The organism is Bifidobacterium sp. ESL0827 (assembly GCF_052606685.1).
Map to the genome: position 1 here is coordinate 2,090,562 of NZ_CP199597.1, position 17,524 is coordinate 2,108,085.

The following is a 17,524-nucleotide window of genomic DNA, read 5'->3' on the forward strand; positions in this document are numbered from 1 at the left end:
CTACCGACTGTCTCCCCAGCAGACGGTGCATCTCTTTCGTTTCCGCGTCTTTGTACAGTGATACAACCTTATCATCGCGCAATGACTATGACAGCCTGATCCGGTGTTGGCGGAACTCATGGTTGACGGGATGAGTAAAACAACGGCTGGGCTGGCTGTGGGTTTCTGCCTGTGGTTGGTCCAGCCGTGTTTCCCTCCCCTCCCAGGCGGGACGGGGCGTGCACGCCTGCCCTCGTGATTCTGCCTGAAGAAGTGTGGTAGGGGCGCGGGAGGAGTGTCGGCTCCCTTGGTGGGGATTGAGCCATAAATGACACTGGCCTCCCTGCTCCCCCTGTCAGGGCCTGGGGCGGGGGGATTGATACGCCCCTGTCCGGTCTTACTCGTGCGAAGCGTATGACAGACTATGTGTTTCCCTCCGGTGGCGGCGGGATGCCAGGACCCCGCCCATGCCCGTCATGCCGGTGGCCAGGGTCAGCAGGATGCCCTCCCCGCCGGCTTTGGGGAGCACGCCTGCAGGCGTGTACTCGTACCGGAGGGAGGTGTCCGGCTGCTGGGGTGCGTTGCCCATCGTGTAGTCCACGCTGACCGTGATCGTGCCCGGCACGTGTGCAGGTGCGAATACGGTGACAGTGTTGCCATAACGAGGGATCAGGTTTGTGCTGGAACTGGTGTCGAATCTGACGCCGGTGATCACCGGTCGCTGACTGAACACCGGCGGTACAGGAACAGGACTATAACCCCATGTGGAGATGCTGTCGTTGCCGAGCTGACCATCGGTGTTGCCTCCCCAGACGTGGACGTTTCCGTCGCTGCCCGCTGCCAGTGAATGATTGGCTCCGCAGCTGACCTGTACAGCCTTCAGCCAGGGGCCGCTTGAGCTCGTGGATTGCGCAGAGGCGAACACCCGCACAGGGGAAGAAAGATTGCTCGTACCATCGTTGCCGAGCTGACCAGAGGTGTTGTCTCCCCAGGCGTAGGCGTATCCGTCGCTGCCCACGGCCAGGGAATGATAGCCTCCGGCGTTGACTTGCACGTAGGTGAAGTCCGCGGGCGCGTCTGCAGGTTTCTTCACCTTGACCGGCGTATTCTTCTTAGTTTCCGTCCCGTCGCCGAGCTGGCCACTGCCGTTGTCTCCCCATGCGTAGGCGTTGCCGTCGCTGCCCACGGCCAGGGAATGATAGCCTCCGGCGCTGACCTGTGTGTAGGTGAAGTCCGCGGGCGCGTCTGCAGGTTTCTTCACCTTGACCGGCGTATTCTTCTTAGTTTCCGTCCCGTCGCCGAGCTGGCCACTGCCGTTGTCTCCCCATGCGTAGGCGTTGCCGTCGCTGCCCACGGCCAGCGAATGCAGGTTTCCGGTGCTGACCTGCACGTAGGTGATGTCTGCGGGCGCGTCTGCAGGTCTCTTCACCTTGACCGGCGTATTCTGATAAAAGGAGGTGTACTTCCCGTCGCCGAGCTGGCCACTGCCGCCGCTTCCCCATGCGTAGGCGTTGCCGTCGCTGCCCAGGGCCAGCGAATGCCGACTTCCGGTGCTGACTTGCACGTAGGTGAAGTCCGCGGGCGCGTCTGCAGGTTTCCTCGCCTTGACCGGCGTAGTCCTTTGCTCGTATGTCCCGTCGCCGAGTTCGCCATAGGAGTTGTCTCCCCAGCCGTAGGCGTTGCCGTCGCTGCCCAGGGCCAGGGACTGATAGCTTCCGCCGCTGACCTGCATGTAGGTGAAGTCCGCGGGCGCGTCTGCAGGCTTCCTGACCATGACCGGCGTATACCGGTGAGTGTTTGTTCCGTCGCCGAGTTCGCCAAACGTGTTGTCTCCCCAGGCGTAGGCGTTGCCGTCGCTGCCCACCGCCAAAGAAAAGTACATGGTACTACCGTCGTATGTTGATCCGCTGACTTGGCTGAATCTTATGCCTCGGCTGGTGTTTGGCGGGGTGATGGTGGTGGAGTTGCCGCCCAGCTGGCTGCCCTGGCTGGGGCTTATGCTCCACGTGTTGTTCCGGTTTTTGGGCGTCCATTTGGCGGTGAGGGTGAGGTTCTGGGTGACGGGCTTGCTGAAGTCGTAGGCGATTTCCCCGGTGAACCATCCGTCGAACAGGTAGCCTTCTCGCACCGGGTCGGGGGAGGGCCGCTTCACCCTGCCGTACGGGTAGGATACCTGTTGGGGTTCGGGTGCCCGGCTTCCCTTGGCTGTATTGAATGTGACCTGGTGGGTGGTGTCTTGTTGGTCGTTTCTGGTCAGGGTCTGGTCGATGGTGTAGTTGAGGTTTTTGGTGAAGGGCTGGCCGTCCTGCCTGCCGGCGATGGTGATGATGGCTGGTCCCGGCTGGCGGGCGGGCATGTCCGTCTGCCAGGCGTCGTTGTTCTTGCTGAGCGTCAATGCTTGGCCGTCCATGCTGGCTGATTCCAGTGTGGGCGCCTGTGTGGCGTCGAGCCTGGCTGGCTTGCCGGGCCGGCCCTGCCCGTCCAGGCTCCAGCGGTATAGGCTGCCTTGCCTGCTGATGGCGGTGATGCTGCTGCCGGCTTTGACGGCCTGCGTGTACGGCCGGCTTCCGTCGTCCGTCCGGGTGGGTGTTTCGCCGGGCTGCCATGCCCATACGTGGCCGTCCGTATCAGTGATGACGGCCTGGCTATCATTGGCTGTGATCGAGTCGGCTTTCATGCTTTCCGGCAGGCTGACCGCTGTGGGGCTGTTCTTGCCATCGGCCAGGTACCGGGTTTGCCCGTCCGCGTCCAGGAGGAGGAACCCCTGGCTGAGGGCTTGGGCCTGGACGGTGCGCGTGCCCGGGTCCTGCTCGGCGCGTGAAGGTTCCGCTTTTCCAATGCTGCTCGCATCCCATGTCCAGGCCTGCCCGTCCGCGTCCACGATGAGGATCCGGCTGCCGGAGGCGGTAGCAGTGACGGCCTGCGCTTGCCCGGGCAGGCTCGTCACGGCCTGTTCTGAGAGCTTTGGATCCTGGCTCTTGAGTGGGTTGGGGTTGGCTTGGAAGGCGTGGGCTTGTCCATGCTGGTCCACGGCCAGCAGCCGGTCGTCGTTGATGCTGATGCTGGTGAACCTGGTGTCCTGGCCGGTGTCGAGGATCGTGGGCGTCGACTGCTGGCTGTTCCAGGTGTAGATGTGCTGGTCGGATCCCAAGGCGGCCTGCAGGTGGCTGCCGGCTGCGGCCTGCAGGTAGCGGAACCCTTCAGGAGCCTGAACAGGGGCGGGAACCTGCTTGGGCGTGCCCTCCTGCGTCCAGGCGTGGAGGCGGCCGTCGCCGGTCAGGCCAATAGTCTGGCCGCCTGCGGTTTGGATGCTGACGTAGCAGGGCTCCTGCCTGTCGGGCGGGCTGATGGCCAGGCGGGCGCCGGAGGCGGGCCCGTGCTCCGGGCTCAGCGTCCAGTCCGTGGTCTTCGACCACCGGGCTTTCAGGGTCGTGTCCTGGAGGATGGGAGTCTGCAAGTCGAAGGGCCGGCCGTCATGAGTCCACCCGTCGAACCGGAAGCCTTGACGCTGAGGATTCTCTTGCGGGGCAGCGGCGAGGGTGCCGGTTTTCACGGTTGTTTGTGTGGGTTTGCTGCCGTCGGCCGGGTCGAAACGCACCATGTGCGAAGCCTGATCTTCCGTCTTGTCGGCCGACTTGGCTGTAGCGGTGCCTGCGCTGTCGGGTGTGCCCGTCGTCGATGACGGGGTGCTGGGCGTGGGGCTTAATGGCGTGGCGGCTTGTATCGGCGAGGGCGAGGAAAGGGGAGTGTCTGTTGCGCTGCTGGGAAGAGTGGCGGGGGACTGCTCAGCTACGCTAGGGGTCTGACGATCAAGGATAGGAGCGTCGTCTTGGGCGGATGCGATACCCAAGCCTGCCAGCAGGCCCAGCAGGACGATCATCATTGCCATGATGCGACGCAGCCGGGAAACCAGACGCATGAAACCAAAACCCCTTCACCAAACACCAAGTAGAGCAAACGCCGCTTGCCTAGACAAGGTTCTTCCTATCGGAAAGCCCTTCTACCTGCCAACGCTGGCCCTGCTCTGGATTACAGGAACCGTGGCGGAAGCCAGCAGTCCTCCCGGCGCCCCCTGTCTCTCACCCTACCACCCAGCCAACAAATGACATACAGCCGCATCAGGGGCACTCGAATACTGCAGGGTCCCGCCTCCTGCTATCTGCGGGAGGCGGGACCCTTAAACTTGCCAAGCGGGGATCAGCCGGTGTTCTGCAGGCCGGCGGCGACACCCGAAACGGTGCAGAGAATCAGGTAGATGAAGTCGGCCTGTTGGCTCTTGCTGAGCTCCTCCTTGTCGTTGCGACGACGCAGGGCCCGCAGGGCGCGCACCTGGGTCACCGACAAAGCATCCACATATGGAGAGCGGATCCGGATGGCCTGGCCCAGCACGTGACGATGCTGCAGGGGCCACTCGTCGCCCACAATCTGCAGAACCCACTTGCGGGTCAGCTCCATCTCCGAGAGGACCTTCTGGCTCAGGTCGTCCCTGTCGCCCAAGGAGAGGTACATCTTGGCGATGCGCTCGTCGGTCTTGGCCAGGCTCATCTCGATGTTGTCGATGAAGGTGCTGAAGAGTGGCCACTCCTCGTAGGCCTGACGCAGGGTCTCCAGGTCGCCGAACTTCTCGCAGGCGGTGCCCAGGCCGTACCAGGCGGCCAGGTTGATTCGTGCCTGTGCCCAAGAGAAGACCCAGGGTATGGTCCGCAGATCGTCCAAGGACTTGGCGCCCAGACCGCGCTTGGCCGGCCGAGAGCCTATGGGCAGCAGGCCGATCTCGTTCAGAGGCGTCACGATGGAGAACCAGGGGGCGAAGTCCGGCGTGTGTAGCAGGTCCAGGAAGCGCTCGTGGGCGGCCTGGTCCAGTTTGTTGGCCATATCCGCGTACTTCTCGGTCATGGTGGTGTTGCGCTCCTCCACGCTGGGCGCGGACTGGAGCAGGGTGGCCGCCGCCACGGACTCGATGTGGCGGATGGCCAGGACCGGGTTGCCGTAGCGGGCGAAGATGACCTCGCCCTGTTCGGTCAGCTTGAACCGGCAGTTGACCGAGCCCACAGGCTGGGCCAGCACGGCCCGGTTGGCAGGGCCGCCGCCACGGCCTACGGCGCCGCCGCGTCCGTGGAAGAGGGTCAGGTCGATGTCATGGCTCTCGGCCCACTTGGCGATGCGCTCCTGGGCGGAGTGCAGGGCCAGGGTCGCCGAGACGGGGCCGGCGTCCTTGGAGGAGTCGGAGTAACCCAGCATGACCTCCATCTTGTTGCCGGTCTCCTTGAGTCGGGCCTGGACCTCGGGGATCTTGATGATCTCCTCCAGCACGTCCACCGAATTCTGCAGATCCTCCAGCTGTTCGAACAGGGGGATCACGTCGATGACCGGCACGTCCTCGGCATGCTCGAAGGCCAGCCGGTTGAGCTCGTAGACGTCCTTGACGTTCTGCGCCGACTTGGTGAAGGAGATGATGTAGCGGCGGGCGGCCTTCTGGCCGTTGCGCTTCTGGATGGCACCCAGGGCGCGGAAGGTGTCGAGCACCTCGTGGGTCATGGGCTGCAGCTCGCCGCGCTCGCCGTGCAGGCCGTGCTCGCGGATGTCCTCCAGGGCGCGGGCGTGGACCAGGGAGTGCTGGCGGAACTCCATCTCGACCATGTGGAAGCCGAAGGTCTGGGCCTGCCAGATCAGATCCTGCAGGGGTCCGTAGGCCTGACGGGCCGCGCCCGCCTTGGCCAGGGAGTCCTGGACCACGCGCAGGTCGGCGATGAAGTCGTCGCAGTCGGCATACATAAGGTCGGCGTCACGCTGGATGGTGGCCTGCAGGCGGTCGGCGATGACCAGGACCACGGCCCGGTGCAGCTCGTTGTGCGAGATGGTGGTGGCCCGATCGGTCAGGCGCTCGCTCATCTCCTTCTGGTGGCTCCACAGGCTCCTCAGCTCAGGGCTGGGGGGCGTGGTGGTCACCTCCATGGTCATGTTGCGGCCCACGGTGGTGGTGGCCTTGACCAGGGCCTTGAGCATGTGGTCCGAGAACTTGCGCGCCACCTTGCGCGAGACCTTGGCGGTCACATTGGGGTTGCCGTCGCGGTCGGAGCCGATCCAGCTGCCCGGGTGGAAGAAGGCGGGGCAGACGGGCTTGACCATGCCGGCCTTCTTGCCCAGCATCCAGTCGTCGAAGCGGCGGTAGACCTTGGGAATGGTCTCGAAGAGCGTGGCGTCGAAGATGTCCAGAATGGTGTTGGCTTCTTCGACGGGCGTCGGCTTCTTGGCTGCGATGGGCGATGTGCGGAAGAGGGCGTCGATCTCGTTGTGCAGCAGACGCTCGTTCTCCTCCAGCTCGGAACCGCCCAGGCCGCGGCGAACGGCCAGCAGGTTGGCGATGCGCCGGATCTTGCCCTCCACGGCCTTGCGCCGCGCCTCGGTGGGGTGGGCGGTGAAGACGGGGTGGAACTCCAGCTTCTCCAGCAGCTCCGAGGCCTTGGCCGGGCCCATCTCTTGAAGGAGCTGGCTGTAAGCGCTGGTCATCTCGTTGATGGGGTCGGTGCCCTTGACCTTCAGGTCCACCTTGCCCTCGCGCTCATGCAGGACCTTCACCCGGTAGTTCTCCTCGCAGAGGTTGGCCAGGTGGAAGTAGGTGGTCAGGGCGCGGGCCAGCAGCTGGGAATCCTTGACTGAGGTGTCGTCGATCAGGGCCACGGCCTTGGATAGGCCGTCCTCGTCGGGCACGGGGTCCGAGGGGTGGCGGTTGAAGTGCTCGGCGCTGGCCGTCATCACGTCCTCGCGCAGGGAGTCGAAGCGCTTGAGCAGCTGTTGATCGAATTCCCCCAACACATCCCTGAGCAGCCGCAGGCACAAGGCCATGTCCTCATCCAACGATTGAGGCAGCTTGCGTTCCTCCGGGCCCTTGGTTCCGGTGCCGGATGTGACCAGGGTCGCATCGGCAGCCGTGATTTGCTGATTACTATCTGTCATCAGTCCTCCTTGTCGAATCGCAGGTTGCCCGGTCTTCGACCATTCCACGGCTCCTCCGCGGTTATTGGTGGTCGGCGTTGCAGGCCCACAGCCTTCGGTTCGATGGCTCGCGGCCCATTCTAGGACGCTTTCGGGTCGAATACGTTTCATGGTCCCATGCGGCGGTGCAAGGGCACGTGACCCGGGTGGAGTATGAATGTGGGTGTGAAATTCAAGAGCAGGAGTTCCAAGGACGGCTATCGCGGCAGGACCGCAGCCGAGGTCAGACGGGTCAGCAAGTACCACACCCACTCCATTCCGCTGGACATGGAGGACATTGAACGTGATTACGACAAGCCCATCGTCGAGGCCTGCATAGCGGCCAAGACCAGCCTGATTGTGCGGGTGGGCATGCTGGAGCTGGGGGCCGGCACAGGAAGCTTCCGCGTGCGCGAGATGATGCACAGGATTGCCTACCCCATGGGCGTGCATGTGCGGGCCGACGTGAACCTGACCGACATCGAAGCCACCTGCACGGATGGCGTGTCCCGCATCACCGAGGTGGTGGACCTGCCCACCACCGGGGTCAACACCGAGCGGATCTGGCTACTGGAGCATTTCGCGGACTGGCTCAGCGTCAAGTGCGGGCAGGCGGGGACCTACCACGCCGTGACGGTGGTCTCCCGGGAGCTGGTGGACAACCTGGACGAGCCGAATGTCTACGCGGCGGCCCGCAAGGCGGTCAAGGAGGTGCTGGCCCAGGACCAGGATGCTGCCGAGGCGCTCAAGGATGCGGTGGCCACCGCCGTACACAACGAGGACGAGATCAGCCAGAACCGGATCGATGCGGCGGCCATGGACACCAGGACGGCCGCCGGTCTGGGCACTGTAGGCTCCACGCCTCGGCCGGAGGATTCCAAAGGCTCCAAGGCTGCTTCTGTCTCTGCTTCCGCGTCTGCCGACGGCGTGGCCAAGGATTCGGATTCGAGCGCCGCCGGTTCTGCCGCCGCTGGACCGTCTGCAACCAGCCAAGGCCGCGGCTCTGAGGCTGGGCGGCCTGCCTCCTCTGACAAGTCCGCGTACCCAGAGCCGCAGGCAGCGGGTGGCATCACAGTCCGGCAGGCGCATGAACGCCTGGACCTGATCGAACGACGCAAACCCCTCTATTCGCCCCTCTTTTCGGGTTTCGCCTCGGCTGTGGCCTGCGCAGCCTTCGTCTTCCTGCTGGGCGGCGGTCCCTATGACATGGCCGGGGCTTTTGTCGGCGCTGGCATAGGCCAGTGGGTGCGTCGACAGATGCTGGGCAGGAGGATCAACCAGTTCTTCGCTACCGGGGTGGCGGTCATCATCGCCGCACTGGCCTGCGTCGGCACGCTGAGACTGGTGGGTATCTTCGACCCGGTGGCTCTCAAGCACGACACGGCTTATATCGGCGCCATCCTCTTCGTCATTCCCGGCTTCCCCCTGGTCACCGGCGGCCTGGACATCGCCAAGCTGGACTTTCCCTCGGGGGTGCAGCGCATCACCTACGCCTTCTCGATCATCCTGGTGGCCACACTGGGTGGCTGGGCCGTGGCGCGGATGGTCATGCTCAACCCCCAGGGCTTTGAACCGATGAATCTGAGTCCCTGGCTGATGGCCGGACTGCGTATGATCGCAGCCTTCTGCGGGGTCTGGGGCTTCTCGGTCCTCTTCAACTCGCCCCAGCGCATGGCCCTGGTGGCCGCCGTCATTGGCGCCCTGACCGACACTATGCGCCTGGAGATGCAGGACCTGCTCCATGTCCCTCCGGAGATGGCCGCCTTCCTAGGTGCCTTCCTGGCCGGCATGCTGGCCACGGTCTGGCGCTCCTCGGTCCGTCACGGCCTGCTGCCGCCCCACCTGGGCTACCCACGAATCAGCCTGACCGTGCCCTCCATCGTCATCATGGTGCCCGGCCTGTATATGTACCGGGCCATGTTCTACCTGGGGCAGTTCAATACGCTCAACGCCCTGGACTGGGCCTTCCGGGCCTTCATGGTCATCATCTGCCTGCCCATCGGCCTGGTCACGGCCCGGGTGCTGACCGACCGCTCCTGGCGGTACGACGTCTAGTAGCGCATGCCCATGGCCGAACGGACCTGATCAAGGGTCTCCTCGGCTATCTGGTTGGCGCGCTTGTTGCCCTCGACCAGGATGTCGCGCACGGTGTCCATGTCCTTGGCCAGCTCGGCACGGCGCTCACGGTGGGGTGCCAGGAACTCGTTGACGGACTTGGTCACGTAGGCCTTGAGGGCGCCCGAGCCGGCATCGCCGATCTCCTCGGCGATGTCCTCGGGCTTCCGGTCTGTCACCAGGCCGGCCGTGGTCAGCAGGGCCGAGACCTGGGGGCGGTTCACAGGATCGAAGGTGATTTTGCGCTCGGAGTCGGTGGGCGACTTTCGGATCAGCTTGGCCGTCTCCTCGGCGGTGGCGCTCAGCATGATGGAGTTGCCATAGGACTTGCTCATCTTGCGTCCGTCCAGACCAGGAATCTCAGGGGTGTCAGACAGGATGGCATCAGGTTCTGGGAAGACCGGAGCTTGGCCGGGGTAGCGCTCGTCGAAGCGACGGGCGATGGTCCGGGTCAGCTCCACGTGCGGCAGGTTGTCCTTGCCAATAGGAACCACGTTGGCCTTGCAGAAGAGTATGTCGCAGGCCTGGTGGACCGGGTATGTCAGCAACAGACCGGTCAGAGCGTGGCCGCTGGCCTCCATCTCGGCCTTGACGGTGGGGTTGCGGTGGAGCTCGGCCTCGGTCACCAGGGAGAGGAAGGGCAGCAGCAGCTGATTCTCTGCAGGGGTGGACGAATGGGTGAAGATCATGGTCTTCTTGGGGTCGATGCCCGCAGCCAGATAGTCGAGCACCAGGTTGAGCACGTTGTCGCGGATGTGCTCGGTGGTGTCCCGGTCGGTGATGACCTGGTAGTCAGCAATGACGATGTTGGTGTGCACGCCGCGATTCTGCATTTGGACGCGCTCGCGGATGGAGCCGAAATAATGGCCCAGGTGAAGCCTGCCGGTCGGACGGTCGCCGGTCAGCATGGTGTAGCGGCTAGGATTCTTGTCCAGTTCAGTCAGCACCTGGTCAGACCGATGCTTGGCGGCTCTGAAGCTGTCGCTGATCTCGTTGCCTGCCGCTGTGACTTCTTCCTGCATGGTCCCACCCTCGTCGTCGTGCCGAATGTCCTTCTGGGAATTGCTTTTATGGTAAAAGTCCGAGCCGACAAGATGTGTAGGTGGTACTCTCATAAATGATGCAAATTCACATTCAAGTTGCCTAAGTGCACGTTACCTGGCGAAGGGGGTCGGATGGGCCGCGGACGTCAGAAGGCTAAGCAGACGAAAATAGCCCGGAAGCTCAAATATCTGACAACGGACACGGATTACGACGAGCTGGCCAAAGAGCTCAGCAGCAAGGAACCCGGAACCAGGGGCAAAGATCCCTTCAAAATGGTTGAAGAGGAGTACTCCAAACCGGATTCGCGCAAATCGGGGGGCCAGGACCCCGAGGATTCCCCGGACGATGATCTGGACGATTACGCCCGGTGGGCCGCCGAGGCTGCTGCCAAAGCCACCTCTGGGGAGATGCCGGCTACGCCCAAGCCGCACAAGCGCATACCCATTCCCGTGCCCAGCGCGCTCAAACACCATAAGGATCAGAAGACAGCAGCCAAGGGGTCCGCGAGCAAGTAGCCGGCCGCAGAGGTAGCCGACTATTGGTCATACCAGTGGCAGCAGTTCGTGCAGATCGTCGCGCTCGCCCACGGCGCTGATATGCCCGGCGGCGGCTTCTTCACTCCAGTTGGTGATGCCAGCGGCCAGCCGCAGCCAGACATCCGGGTCCAGTTCGATTACGTCGGGCGGAGTCAGGTTATGTGGGTCGGATGCCGGCCCGTCCAGAATCTTGATGGCTCCCCAAGGGGCCACCCTAACCTCCACGCCGGGGCCGGGGGCCTTGATCTCCAGCATGTGCAGGGAATAGCGGACAGCCATGGCCTTGCTGCGCCTATCGGTTTGCGGGGCCACTGTCAGGCGGTTGCCCTCCGGGCCTAGATTGCCTGCGGCCTTCTTGGCCGCATCGCGCCAGGCCAGAAAATCCCGGCGGCCTTCCTCCATGTCTGCTTCCCGTATGGCACTCATAGCTCCATTGTGACGCGCCGCCCCAACAGGCGTGTCCAGCAGATTGTGGTCAGCCCTAATTCAGGCATGAAAAAAGGAATCCGTTGCCCTCACGTCCTTGACGCTGGGTCGGATCCCTTCCCGACCGGAACGGTCAGGCCTGTGCGCCCGCTTGCAGAGGGGCCTCGGGATCCTCAGACCCCTTGTCCTCCTCATCCTTGGCCAGGCCCAGGTCGACTGGCGATGAGCTGTTCTCCCAGGGCTCCTCCCAGGGATCGTAATCCGGGTTCTGCTGCTTGTATACGAACAGAGCGACAACGCCGGCCAGCAGCGTGCCGAAGAGCAGAGCAAAGAACTTCCAGCCGTTTGAAGATGAATTCTCCATGTTTGGCTCCTTTCGACGACTTTCGTCGGTCCTGCCCACTTCGACCGACCTAGTCAACATCCTAGTAGAAAGCGGTGAACTGTGGGGCGCATCGGTGCCATTGCGGCACGGAAACCGCACACCCCGGGCCGGACGGTCAGGTAAGGTATGGTTCATGGTCAATGGCAAGGGCACCAGTTTCACAGGCGGAGGGAACGGTCGGGGACCGCTGGGATGGATCCGGCGGCACTGGGGCGACCAGGCTCCGGTGGTAACCATAGCCATGACCCTGATCTGCATAGTGGCCTGGGTCATCCAGATGGCCCTGTATCTGCTGGCTCCGCTTCGCTACCAGCGGCTTTTGCTGGGCTACTGGGCCTTCGTGCCGATTACAGCCGTTCATGAGCCCTGGATGTTTGTGACCAACATATTTCTGCACGCCACCAATGTCTCGCATATCCTCTTCAATATGATCACCCTCTGGGTTGTGGGGCCGGTGCTGGAAAATCTGATAGGACATGTGCGTTTCCTGGCACTCTATATGATCAGCGGCCTGGGCGGAGACCTGGGGCTGATGGTCTATGCGGTCCTGGCGCACAATGGCTGGGGCACATCGGCCATCGGGGCCTCGGGTGCGCTCTTCGGGCTCTTCGCCGCCATTCTAGTGGTCTATCGTCGTTTGGGGATCGACATCATCTCCATGGTGGTCTGGATGGCCATCAACTTCTGCATGCCGCTGTTCGTGCCCGGCATTGCCTGGCAGGACCATGTTGGCGGTTTCATAGTCGGCGGCCTCTTCATGCTGGCCCTGCTGCACGTGGGCCGGCACGGCTCGCGGGTGCATGGCCTGCTCTCCTGGTTGCTGCCTACGCTGATCTTCCTGGTGGTCCTGGTCCTGCTGGCTCTGGGCTGTAACATGTTCAACCCCATGCGCTGACAATCAATAGCTGTCTGCTCTGGTCAAATGACATGGATGTCACCTATCCACATTTGTTGACAATCGTGTGGATAACCTGGGAATAAGTAACTAGAACTGGTGCATATATATCGGTAAAAAGTGGACAAGTAAACGCGGAACCCAATCAGCAGTAGGGTTGTGGACAGGCGTCTCAGACTGTTCACGATGAATTCGGGCGATTGTGGATAACTGTGGTTTGAGTCTAGAAACGGTGGATGAAATAGGTGGAGCTGGGGAATTGAATCCATACATGTCTGACGCTCAGGTGTGGATGGGTATGCAAAGAACCCCACATCCGTGCCTGGACGGTTGCAGGGTTCCTGAAGAATACAACAGCTGGATCAGTGCCACCACATGGTCATGAGGAAGCCGAGCAGCAGGATGCCGAAGCCTACGGCCAGGTTCCAGTTGCCGATGCCGGGGATTGGGAAGACATTGCCCCTGGTGGATGCGATGTAGTAGACCACGATCCAGATCAGGCCCACTACCATCAGCGTGACGAAGAGGGGCACAAACCAGCGCGGATTGGCCTTGGTGCTCTTGATGGTGTCTTCCACGCGGCGGGTGTTTTCTTCCTGGCGCTGAACAATGCGGCGCATCTGCGGAGTCATGTGCTTTTTGTCAACGCTCTGGTTGAGCACGGCCTCCACCTTGTCCATGGACAGGCCGTACTCCTCGTCCTCTGCATCCTCGCCAGTGCCAGCGGTCTTGTTCTCGGCCTCGGCCTCGGTCTTCTTGGCCTCGTCCACCGCCTCGTCCTCGTCATCATGGAGTTGATGCTCTGCCATGAGGTTATTCTCCTTCATTAGATCTACTAAGCCATAGTAGCGGTTAGACTCGAACGTAATACTATCGCAGACGAGGATGAAGGTATGCCTATGACCAGACGGACGGGACGGCACGGAGCGCGCAGGTCCCTGGTCGGCACATTGTCCGTGGCTGTGGTCCTTGCCTTGGTCGGGTACATGCTGACCACCAACATCCGTGTCAATAGGACGGTCACGGTCACCTCGGATACGGCCGGGCTGGTGGAAGAGCGCGAGAACAAGGCTGCTGAGCTGCGCAAGGACATCAATGACATGAGCTCAGAGATCAACGCGTTGAAGACCCTCACCGACGACGACAAGGGCAACTCGAACCAGGCCCGTGAGGACCCTGGATCGGGCACGGTGCTCAAGGCCGTCCAGGGGCCGGGACTGACGGTAACCCTCGATGATTCCCCGCTCTGGCAGCAGAAGGTAGGGTCCGACGGGTCAACGGCCAACATCAACGATTACGTCATCCATCAGCAGGATGTGGAGAGTGTGGTCAACGCCCTCTGGGCCGGGGGAGCCGAGTCCATGAGGATCCAGGACCAGCGTGTTCTGCCCACCACGGCCGTGCGATGCGTGGGCAATGTGCTGCTGCTGCACGGTCGAAAGTACTCGCCGCCATATAAGATTTCGGCCATAGGACCAGTCGATCGGATGACCAAGTCCCTGAATGCTTCGCCATCCATCCGGATTTACAAGGAGTACGTGAATACGGTAGGTCTGGGATGGAATGTCGAGTCTTCGGGCAATCTGAGATTCCCCGAGACGACGGCTGTCCTGCAGCCACTCCAGTATGCATCTCTAGATGAGAAGGCACGGTAAATGACGACAGAAGACTCGGAGAACGACAGGACATCGGTTGATAAACCTGCCGATAAGCGACGAAACTGGCCGGCTGGCATAGCGGAAATCGTGGGGGAGCTGCTGATTACGCTGGCCGTCATCTGTGCCCTCTACGTGGTTTGGCAGCTCTGGTGGACCGGCGTGCAGTCCGAGCATCAGCAGCTGGAGACCCGGACCTCGACCGCTTGGAGCGACCCGGGATCGGGAGATACCCGAAAGGTGGCCAAGCCTCAGAGCGGAATGCCGCCGGTACAGCCCGAACACGCCTCCGAGGGCGATCTGATGGCCCAGATCTACATTCCTCGTTTTGGGCAGCATTGGGAGCGCAACGTGGTTCAGGGCACGTCGCCCCGAGAGCTGGCCTACGCGGGACTGGGACACTACCCCAATACGCAGATGCCTGGCGAGCTGGGCAACGTGGCTATTGCCGGACACCGCGCTGGCTATGGTGAGCCGCTGGGCCATGTGGACCAGCTGCGAGTGGGCGATGCCATCGTTTTGCGCACCAAGGATTACTGGTACGTCTACCACTACACCCGCTACAAGATTGTCGCTCCCACCGAGGTCAACGTTATCGCCCCCAACCCTTATTCGCCCAATGAGGCTCCTGATCGGCGCATGATTACACTGACCACTTGCGAGCCCAAGTACACCACGGCCACCCACCGCTGGATCAGCTGGGGCGAATTCGGCTACTGGGCCAAGGTGTCCGACGGAGTGCCTAAGGAACTGCTTGGCGACCGAGGCAGCAATGTGGCCTTTGCAGACGACAAGGGCTCAGTTATGGCCAGGCTGGGTTCCCTGCAGCCGGTCCTCTTGGTTTTGGTAGCAGCCTATCTGATCATCTACCTGGCGGCCCTGGTTGCATGGCGTTACCCCTTGTTGCGGCAGATTCGCAAGGGCGAGAAGCCCCAGCCCATGATCAGCCTCTATGGCTGGCTACTGCGGCACCAGTCCGGCATAGCTCCGATTCGCTGGCTTCTGCTGATTCTGCTCCTTCTGGCTCTGGCCTGCGCCTTGATGGAATGGGGCTTCCCATGGCTGGCCAGCAACGTACCCTTGCTCAGACAGATGTCCAACTACTCCACCTTCTGACCTAGTTGGCATGGAGAAGCGGCGGGGCTGCAGAATCCGACGTGATCCTGCGGTCCCGCCGCTTATTTGTTGCCTAACAGAGATCATGAGAAGGTTTCTCTGATTCCGTTGAAAGCCAGCTAATAAATGCGAGGCCGGCATCTGGCTCAATAATGATTTGACACGAAGAAAGCGTGTTATTAATGTAAGGAATCGTTACCACAAATAAAAATGAATGGCGCTTTATCATTGGCTGGTAACGTTTTTACTATTACTTAGGTGAGGCAGGTGTCTACGATGACATAAATAATGAGTAAGCAGAAAACAAGGGTTCTGTGGCGACTGACAGGGGTTGGCATGGGTTTCGTGACGATACGCGATGTAGCGGCGAGAGCCGGCGTATCCGTTTCCACGGTGTCTAGAGCTCTGAACGGGACAGGTCCAGTGTCTCATCAGACGTATGACCAAGTTCAACGTTCAATTAAAGAATTAGATTATGTTCCCGATTCGAGAGCGAGATCAATTCGTGCTGTTGATTCGAATGTGGTAGGGCTCATCGTGCATGATATACGTAACCCTTTTTATGCTAATCTGGTTTATTTCGTCCAGAATGAATTCCTGGCTTCTGGGTACTCAACGTTTATTGGGAGTTTTTCGAGGGACAAACAAAACCTCAATGCATACTTGCAAAGTATGCTGCAGCAGCGTTTCGATGGTGCTTTGGTTGTTCCGAGCATGGAGCGATCTGAAGTCATCGAACGTATGATCGATAAGGATTTTCCTCTTGTATTCATCGGGAAATATCCTTGGCGGCAAGATGTCGCTATGGCACGGGTCAATGTTAGATCAGCCATGGAGACCGCTGTAAAAACGTTGTACGAGCGTGGCCATCGTCAGATCGGCTATATTTCGGGAGAGATACTGCGCTCCCATCCTCTTCAGGAAAGAGAACAGCTTTTCCGTAAGATTGCTGGTCCAATAGTGGGCGATGATAATCTGTTCGTTGAGTCAACAGGTTTTAATCAGACCGCTTGCGCGCCGGTAATTAAGAGGATGCTCAGAGTAGGTGTAACAGCTGTTCTGTGTGGTGACGCTGATGATGCAGTCACTATATTGGAACAAAGCCGGGAAATGCACGTTCGCGTCGGTGTTGACCTTTCATTGGTATCTTTTGACGATTCAAAAGTGTTCAGGGCTTTTTCTCCTCGCATTTCGGTTATTCGTCAGGATGAGCACGAGCTTGGCTCGATGGCGGTAAAGATGCTGCTAAAACGAATGAAAGGTACGTCAGTTAACAGTGCCTTTGTGGATGCAAAGTTTATAGATCGTGAATCTATCAGCGTTATAAATCGCTGAGTATTTTCTCTAACGACAGTTGTCTAAACATGCGCCATCGGGGGAGCATATTCATGTTTTTTAAAACTTCGTTGATGGATTAATGCCTTTTATGAGGCTCAATATAGCTAGGAATAGAAAAATGAATATTCTCGGAATTTGTAGTATTGCCGTTGACACGATTGCGCATGTGGATCATCTACCTATTCGTGACAGCTTCTGTACTGTAACCAAATCTGAACGTATGCAAGGTGGGAGCGGTACAAATGTGCTCGTACAAGCGGCCAAGCTTGGTGCTGCTACAGGGGTAGTCACGCAGATCGCCAAGGATGCCGATAGCGATTGGATTATGGATAATTTACATCGTTGCGGTATTGATAGCAGGGGTGTTTACAGGAAGGATGGGCAATATGAAGCGCCTTCTTGCCTAATATATGTTGACCCTCACGGTGAAAAGATGCTGGTAGTCTCTGCTGAAAAACGTCTTCCTGCATTGACTGAGGGGCAAGCAAACCTATCGCTGATAGAAGAGGCAGATATTGTATATCTGGACCTTAACCCAGCGCCTATGAGCATGACTGCGGCTCGGGAGGCATATAAAGCAGACAAAAAAGTTGTGCTGAACTATCAGGAAGATTTGGACAGTATTCTTTCCCGTGGTGTCGACAGGACTTTTTTGACTGAAATCCTGCAATATGTTACAGTGTTCGCCCCTTGTCAAGAAGCGATTAAAGCACTGAGCGGCAGCGGTAATGTAGATGATCAGGCAGCCTATATAAGGCAATATTTCCACGGTCTCATCATCCTGACCTTGGGTAGTGACGGCTTGGTTGCCTGGGATCAGGATGATAAGAAAATAATCGTTCCAGCTCTCTCTATTGATGCTTCCGATACTACTGGAGCCGGGGACTCTTTCATCGGTTCTTTTATGGTGGCCTATTTGATTCACCAGCAACCCTTACTGGAATCCTTACAGTACTCGACTGCGTGTGCAGCCTATACCTGCATGGATTTCGGTGCGCAGGCATCCCCTACTGCCGAACAGTTGCACGGTTTCATGGAGAAGCACAGGCAGTAATGCAAG

Annotated in this window: 13 protein-coding genes; 7 read left to right on the forward strand and 6 right to left on the reverse strand. The window is 60.2% G+C overall.

Features of this window, described 5'->3' with window-relative positions; all coding sequences use genetic code 11:
* Positions 1 to 376: 376 nt before the first annotated feature.
* Both ACUIAI_RS08400 and ACUIAI_RS08405 read right to left on the reverse strand, forming a co-directional pair.
* Positions 377 to 3,898 (reverse strand): RCC1 domain-containing protein, encoded by a 3,522-nt coding sequence (locus tag ACUIAI_RS08400; RefSeq protein ID WP_445342151.1) that lies wholly within the window; start codon positions 3,896 to 3,898, stop codon positions 377 to 379.
* A gap of 278 nt (positions 3,899 to 4,176) precedes the next feature.
* Entirely contained in the window at positions 4,177 to 6,936 is a 2,760-nt protein-coding gene (locus ACUIAI_RS08405; RefSeq protein WP_445342152.1) for a phosphoenolpyruvate carboxylase, read from the reverse strand.
* Between the two features lie 306 nt (positions 6,937 to 7,242).
* Here ACUIAI_RS08405 and ACUIAI_RS08410 point away from each other — a divergent pair, with 306 nt between their 5' ends.
* Entirely contained in the window at positions 7,243 to 9,009 is a 1,767-nt protein-coding gene (locus ACUIAI_RS08410) for a threonine/serine ThrE exporter family protein (protein ID WP_445342855.1), read from the forward strand.
* Here ACUIAI_RS08410 and trpS read toward each other — a convergent pair.
* Positions 9,006 to 10,091 carry a tryptophan--tRNA ligase gene (gene trpS / locus ACUIAI_RS08415; RefSeq protein WP_445342153.1) on the reverse strand — a complete coding sequence of 362 codons (1,086 nt, stop codon included), beginning with the start codon at positions 10,089 to 10,091 and terminating at the stop codon, positions 9,006 to 9,008. The genes ACUIAI_RS08410 and trpS overlap by 4 nt on opposite strands.
* Before the next feature lie 153 nt (positions 10,092 to 10,244).
* Between trpS and ACUIAI_RS08420 the strand changes: the two genes are divergently transcribed.
* On the forward strand, positions 10,245 to 10,628 hold the full coding sequence (locus ACUIAI_RS08420) for a DUF3073 domain-containing protein (RefSeq protein WP_445342154.1): 384 nt from the start codon (positions 10,245 to 10,247) through the stop codon (positions 10,626 to 10,628).
* Positions 10,629 to 10,655: 27 nt separating this feature from the next.
* Here ACUIAI_RS08420 and ACUIAI_RS08425 read toward each other — a convergent pair whose 3' ends face one another.
* Both ACUIAI_RS08425 and ACUIAI_RS08430 read right to left on the reverse strand, forming a co-directional pair.
* Positions 10,656 to 11,075, reverse strand: coding sequence for a sterol carrier family protein (locus ACUIAI_RS08425; protein ID WP_445342155.1), 420 nt, complete (start codon positions 11,073 to 11,075; stop codon positions 10,656 to 10,658).
* A gap of 133 nt (positions 11,076 to 11,208) precedes the next feature.
* Positions 11,209 to 11,439 carry a hypothetical protein gene (locus ACUIAI_RS08430; RefSeq protein WP_046322139.1) on the reverse strand — a complete coding sequence of 77 codons (231 nt, stop codon included), beginning with the start codon at positions 11,437 to 11,439 and terminating at the stop codon, positions 11,209 to 11,211.
* A 154-nt stretch (positions 11,440 to 11,593) separates the two neighbouring features.
* Here ACUIAI_RS08430 and ACUIAI_RS08435 point away from each other — a divergent pair, with 154 nt between their 5' ends.
* A complete protein-coding gene (locus ACUIAI_RS08435; protein WP_445342156.1) occupies positions 11,594 to 12,355 on the forward strand; it encodes a rhomboid family intramembrane serine protease in 762 nt (253 codons plus the stop codon).
* A 362-nt stretch (positions 12,356 to 12,717) separates the two neighbouring features.
* On the opposite strand, the gene crgA is transcribed toward ACUIAI_RS08435, so the two are convergent.
* Complete coding sequence (crgA, locus tag ACUIAI_RS08440) at positions 12,718 to 13,164, reverse strand: cell division protein CrgA (protein WP_254478233.1); 447 nt, start codon at positions 13,162 to 13,164, stop codon at positions 12,718 to 12,720.
* 90 nt (positions 13,165 to 13,254) lie between these two features.
* Between crgA and ACUIAI_RS08445 the strand changes: the two genes are divergently transcribed.
* The 4 genes from ACUIAI_RS08445 to ACUIAI_RS08460 all read left to right on the forward strand — a co-directional run bounded on the left by ACUIAI_RS08445 (position 13,255) and on the right by ACUIAI_RS08460 (position 17,518).
* On the forward strand, positions 13,255 to 14,010 hold the full coding sequence (locus ACUIAI_RS08445; protein ID WP_445342157.1) for a DUF881 domain-containing protein: 756 nt from the start codon (positions 13,255 to 13,257) through the stop codon (positions 14,008 to 14,010).
* Positions 14,011 to 15,126, forward strand: a complete 1,116-nt coding sequence (locus ACUIAI_RS08450) for a class E sortase (RefSeq protein ID WP_445342158.1) — start codon at positions 14,011 to 14,013, stop codon at positions 15,124 to 15,126.
* A gap of 336 nt (positions 15,127 to 15,462) precedes the next feature.
* Positions 15,463 to 16,461, forward strand: a complete 999-nt coding sequence (locus ACUIAI_RS08455) for a LacI family DNA-binding transcriptional regulator (protein WP_445342159.1) — start codon at positions 15,463 to 15,465, stop codon at positions 16,459 to 16,461.
* Positions 16,462 to 16,582: 121 nt separating this feature from the next.
* Positions 16,583 to 17,518 carry a carbohydrate kinase family protein gene (locus ACUIAI_RS08460; RefSeq protein ID WP_445342160.1) on the forward strand — a complete coding sequence of 312 codons (936 nt, stop codon included), beginning with the start codon at positions 16,583 to 16,585 and terminating at the stop codon, positions 17,516 to 17,518.
* Positions 17,519 to 17,524: the final 6 nt, after the last annotated feature.

What these genes read in the sequence shown, in the direction of transcription:
- ACUIAI_RS08455 (WP_445342159.1), top strand. Translation starts at nt 15,463, where the DNA reads ATGGGTTTCGTGACGATACGCGATGTAGCGGCGAGAGCCGGCGTATCC.
- ACUIAI_RS08425 (WP_445342155.1), bottom strand. Translation starts at nt 11,075, where the DNA reads ATGAGTGCCATACGGGAAGCAGACATGGAGGAAGGCCGCCGGGATTTT.
- crgA (WP_254478233.1), bottom strand. Translation starts at nt 13,164, where the DNA reads ATGGCAGAGCATCAACTCCATGATGACGAGGACGAGGCGGTGGACGAG.
- ACUIAI_RS08435 (WP_445342156.1), top strand. Translation starts at nt 11,594, where the DNA reads ATGGTCAATGGCAAGGGCACCAGTTTCACAGGCGGAGGGAACGGTCGG.
- ACUIAI_RS08430 (WP_046322139.1), bottom strand. Translation starts at nt 11,439, where the DNA reads ATGGAGAATTCATCTTCAAACGGCTGGAAGTTCTTTGCTCTGCTCTTC.
- ACUIAI_RS08460 (WP_445342160.1), top strand. Translation starts at nt 16,583, where the DNA reads ATGAATATTCTCGGAATTTGTAGTATTGCCGTTGACACGATTGCGCAT.
- ACUIAI_RS08420 (WP_445342154.1), top strand. Translation starts at nt 10,245, where the DNA reads ATGGGCCGCGGACGTCAGAAGGCTAAGCAGACGAAAATAGCCCGGAAG.
- trpS (WP_445342153.1), bottom strand. Translation starts at nt 10,091, where the DNA reads ATGCAGGAAGAAGTCACAGCGGCAGGCAACGAGATCAGCGACAGCTTC.
- ACUIAI_RS08450 (WP_445342158.1), top strand. Translation starts at nt 14,011, where the DNA reads ATGACGACAGAAGACTCGGAGAACGACAGGACATCGGTTGATAAACCT.
- ACUIAI_RS08405 (WP_445342152.1), bottom strand. Translation starts at nt 6,936, where the DNA reads ATGACAGATAGTAATCAGCAAATCACGGCTGCCGATGCGACCCTGGTC.
- ACUIAI_RS08410 (WP_445342855.1), top strand. Translation starts at nt 7,243, where the DNA reads ATGGAGGACATTGAACGTGATTACGACAAGCCCATCGTCGAGGCCTGC.
- ACUIAI_RS08445 (WP_445342157.1), top strand. Translation starts at nt 13,255, where the DNA reads ATGACCAGACGGACGGGACGGCACGGAGCGCGCAGGTCCCTGGTCGGC.
- ACUIAI_RS08400 (WP_445342151.1), bottom strand. Translation starts at nt 3,898, where the DNA reads ATGCGTCTGGTTTCCCGGCTGCGTCGCATCATGGCAATGATGATCGTC.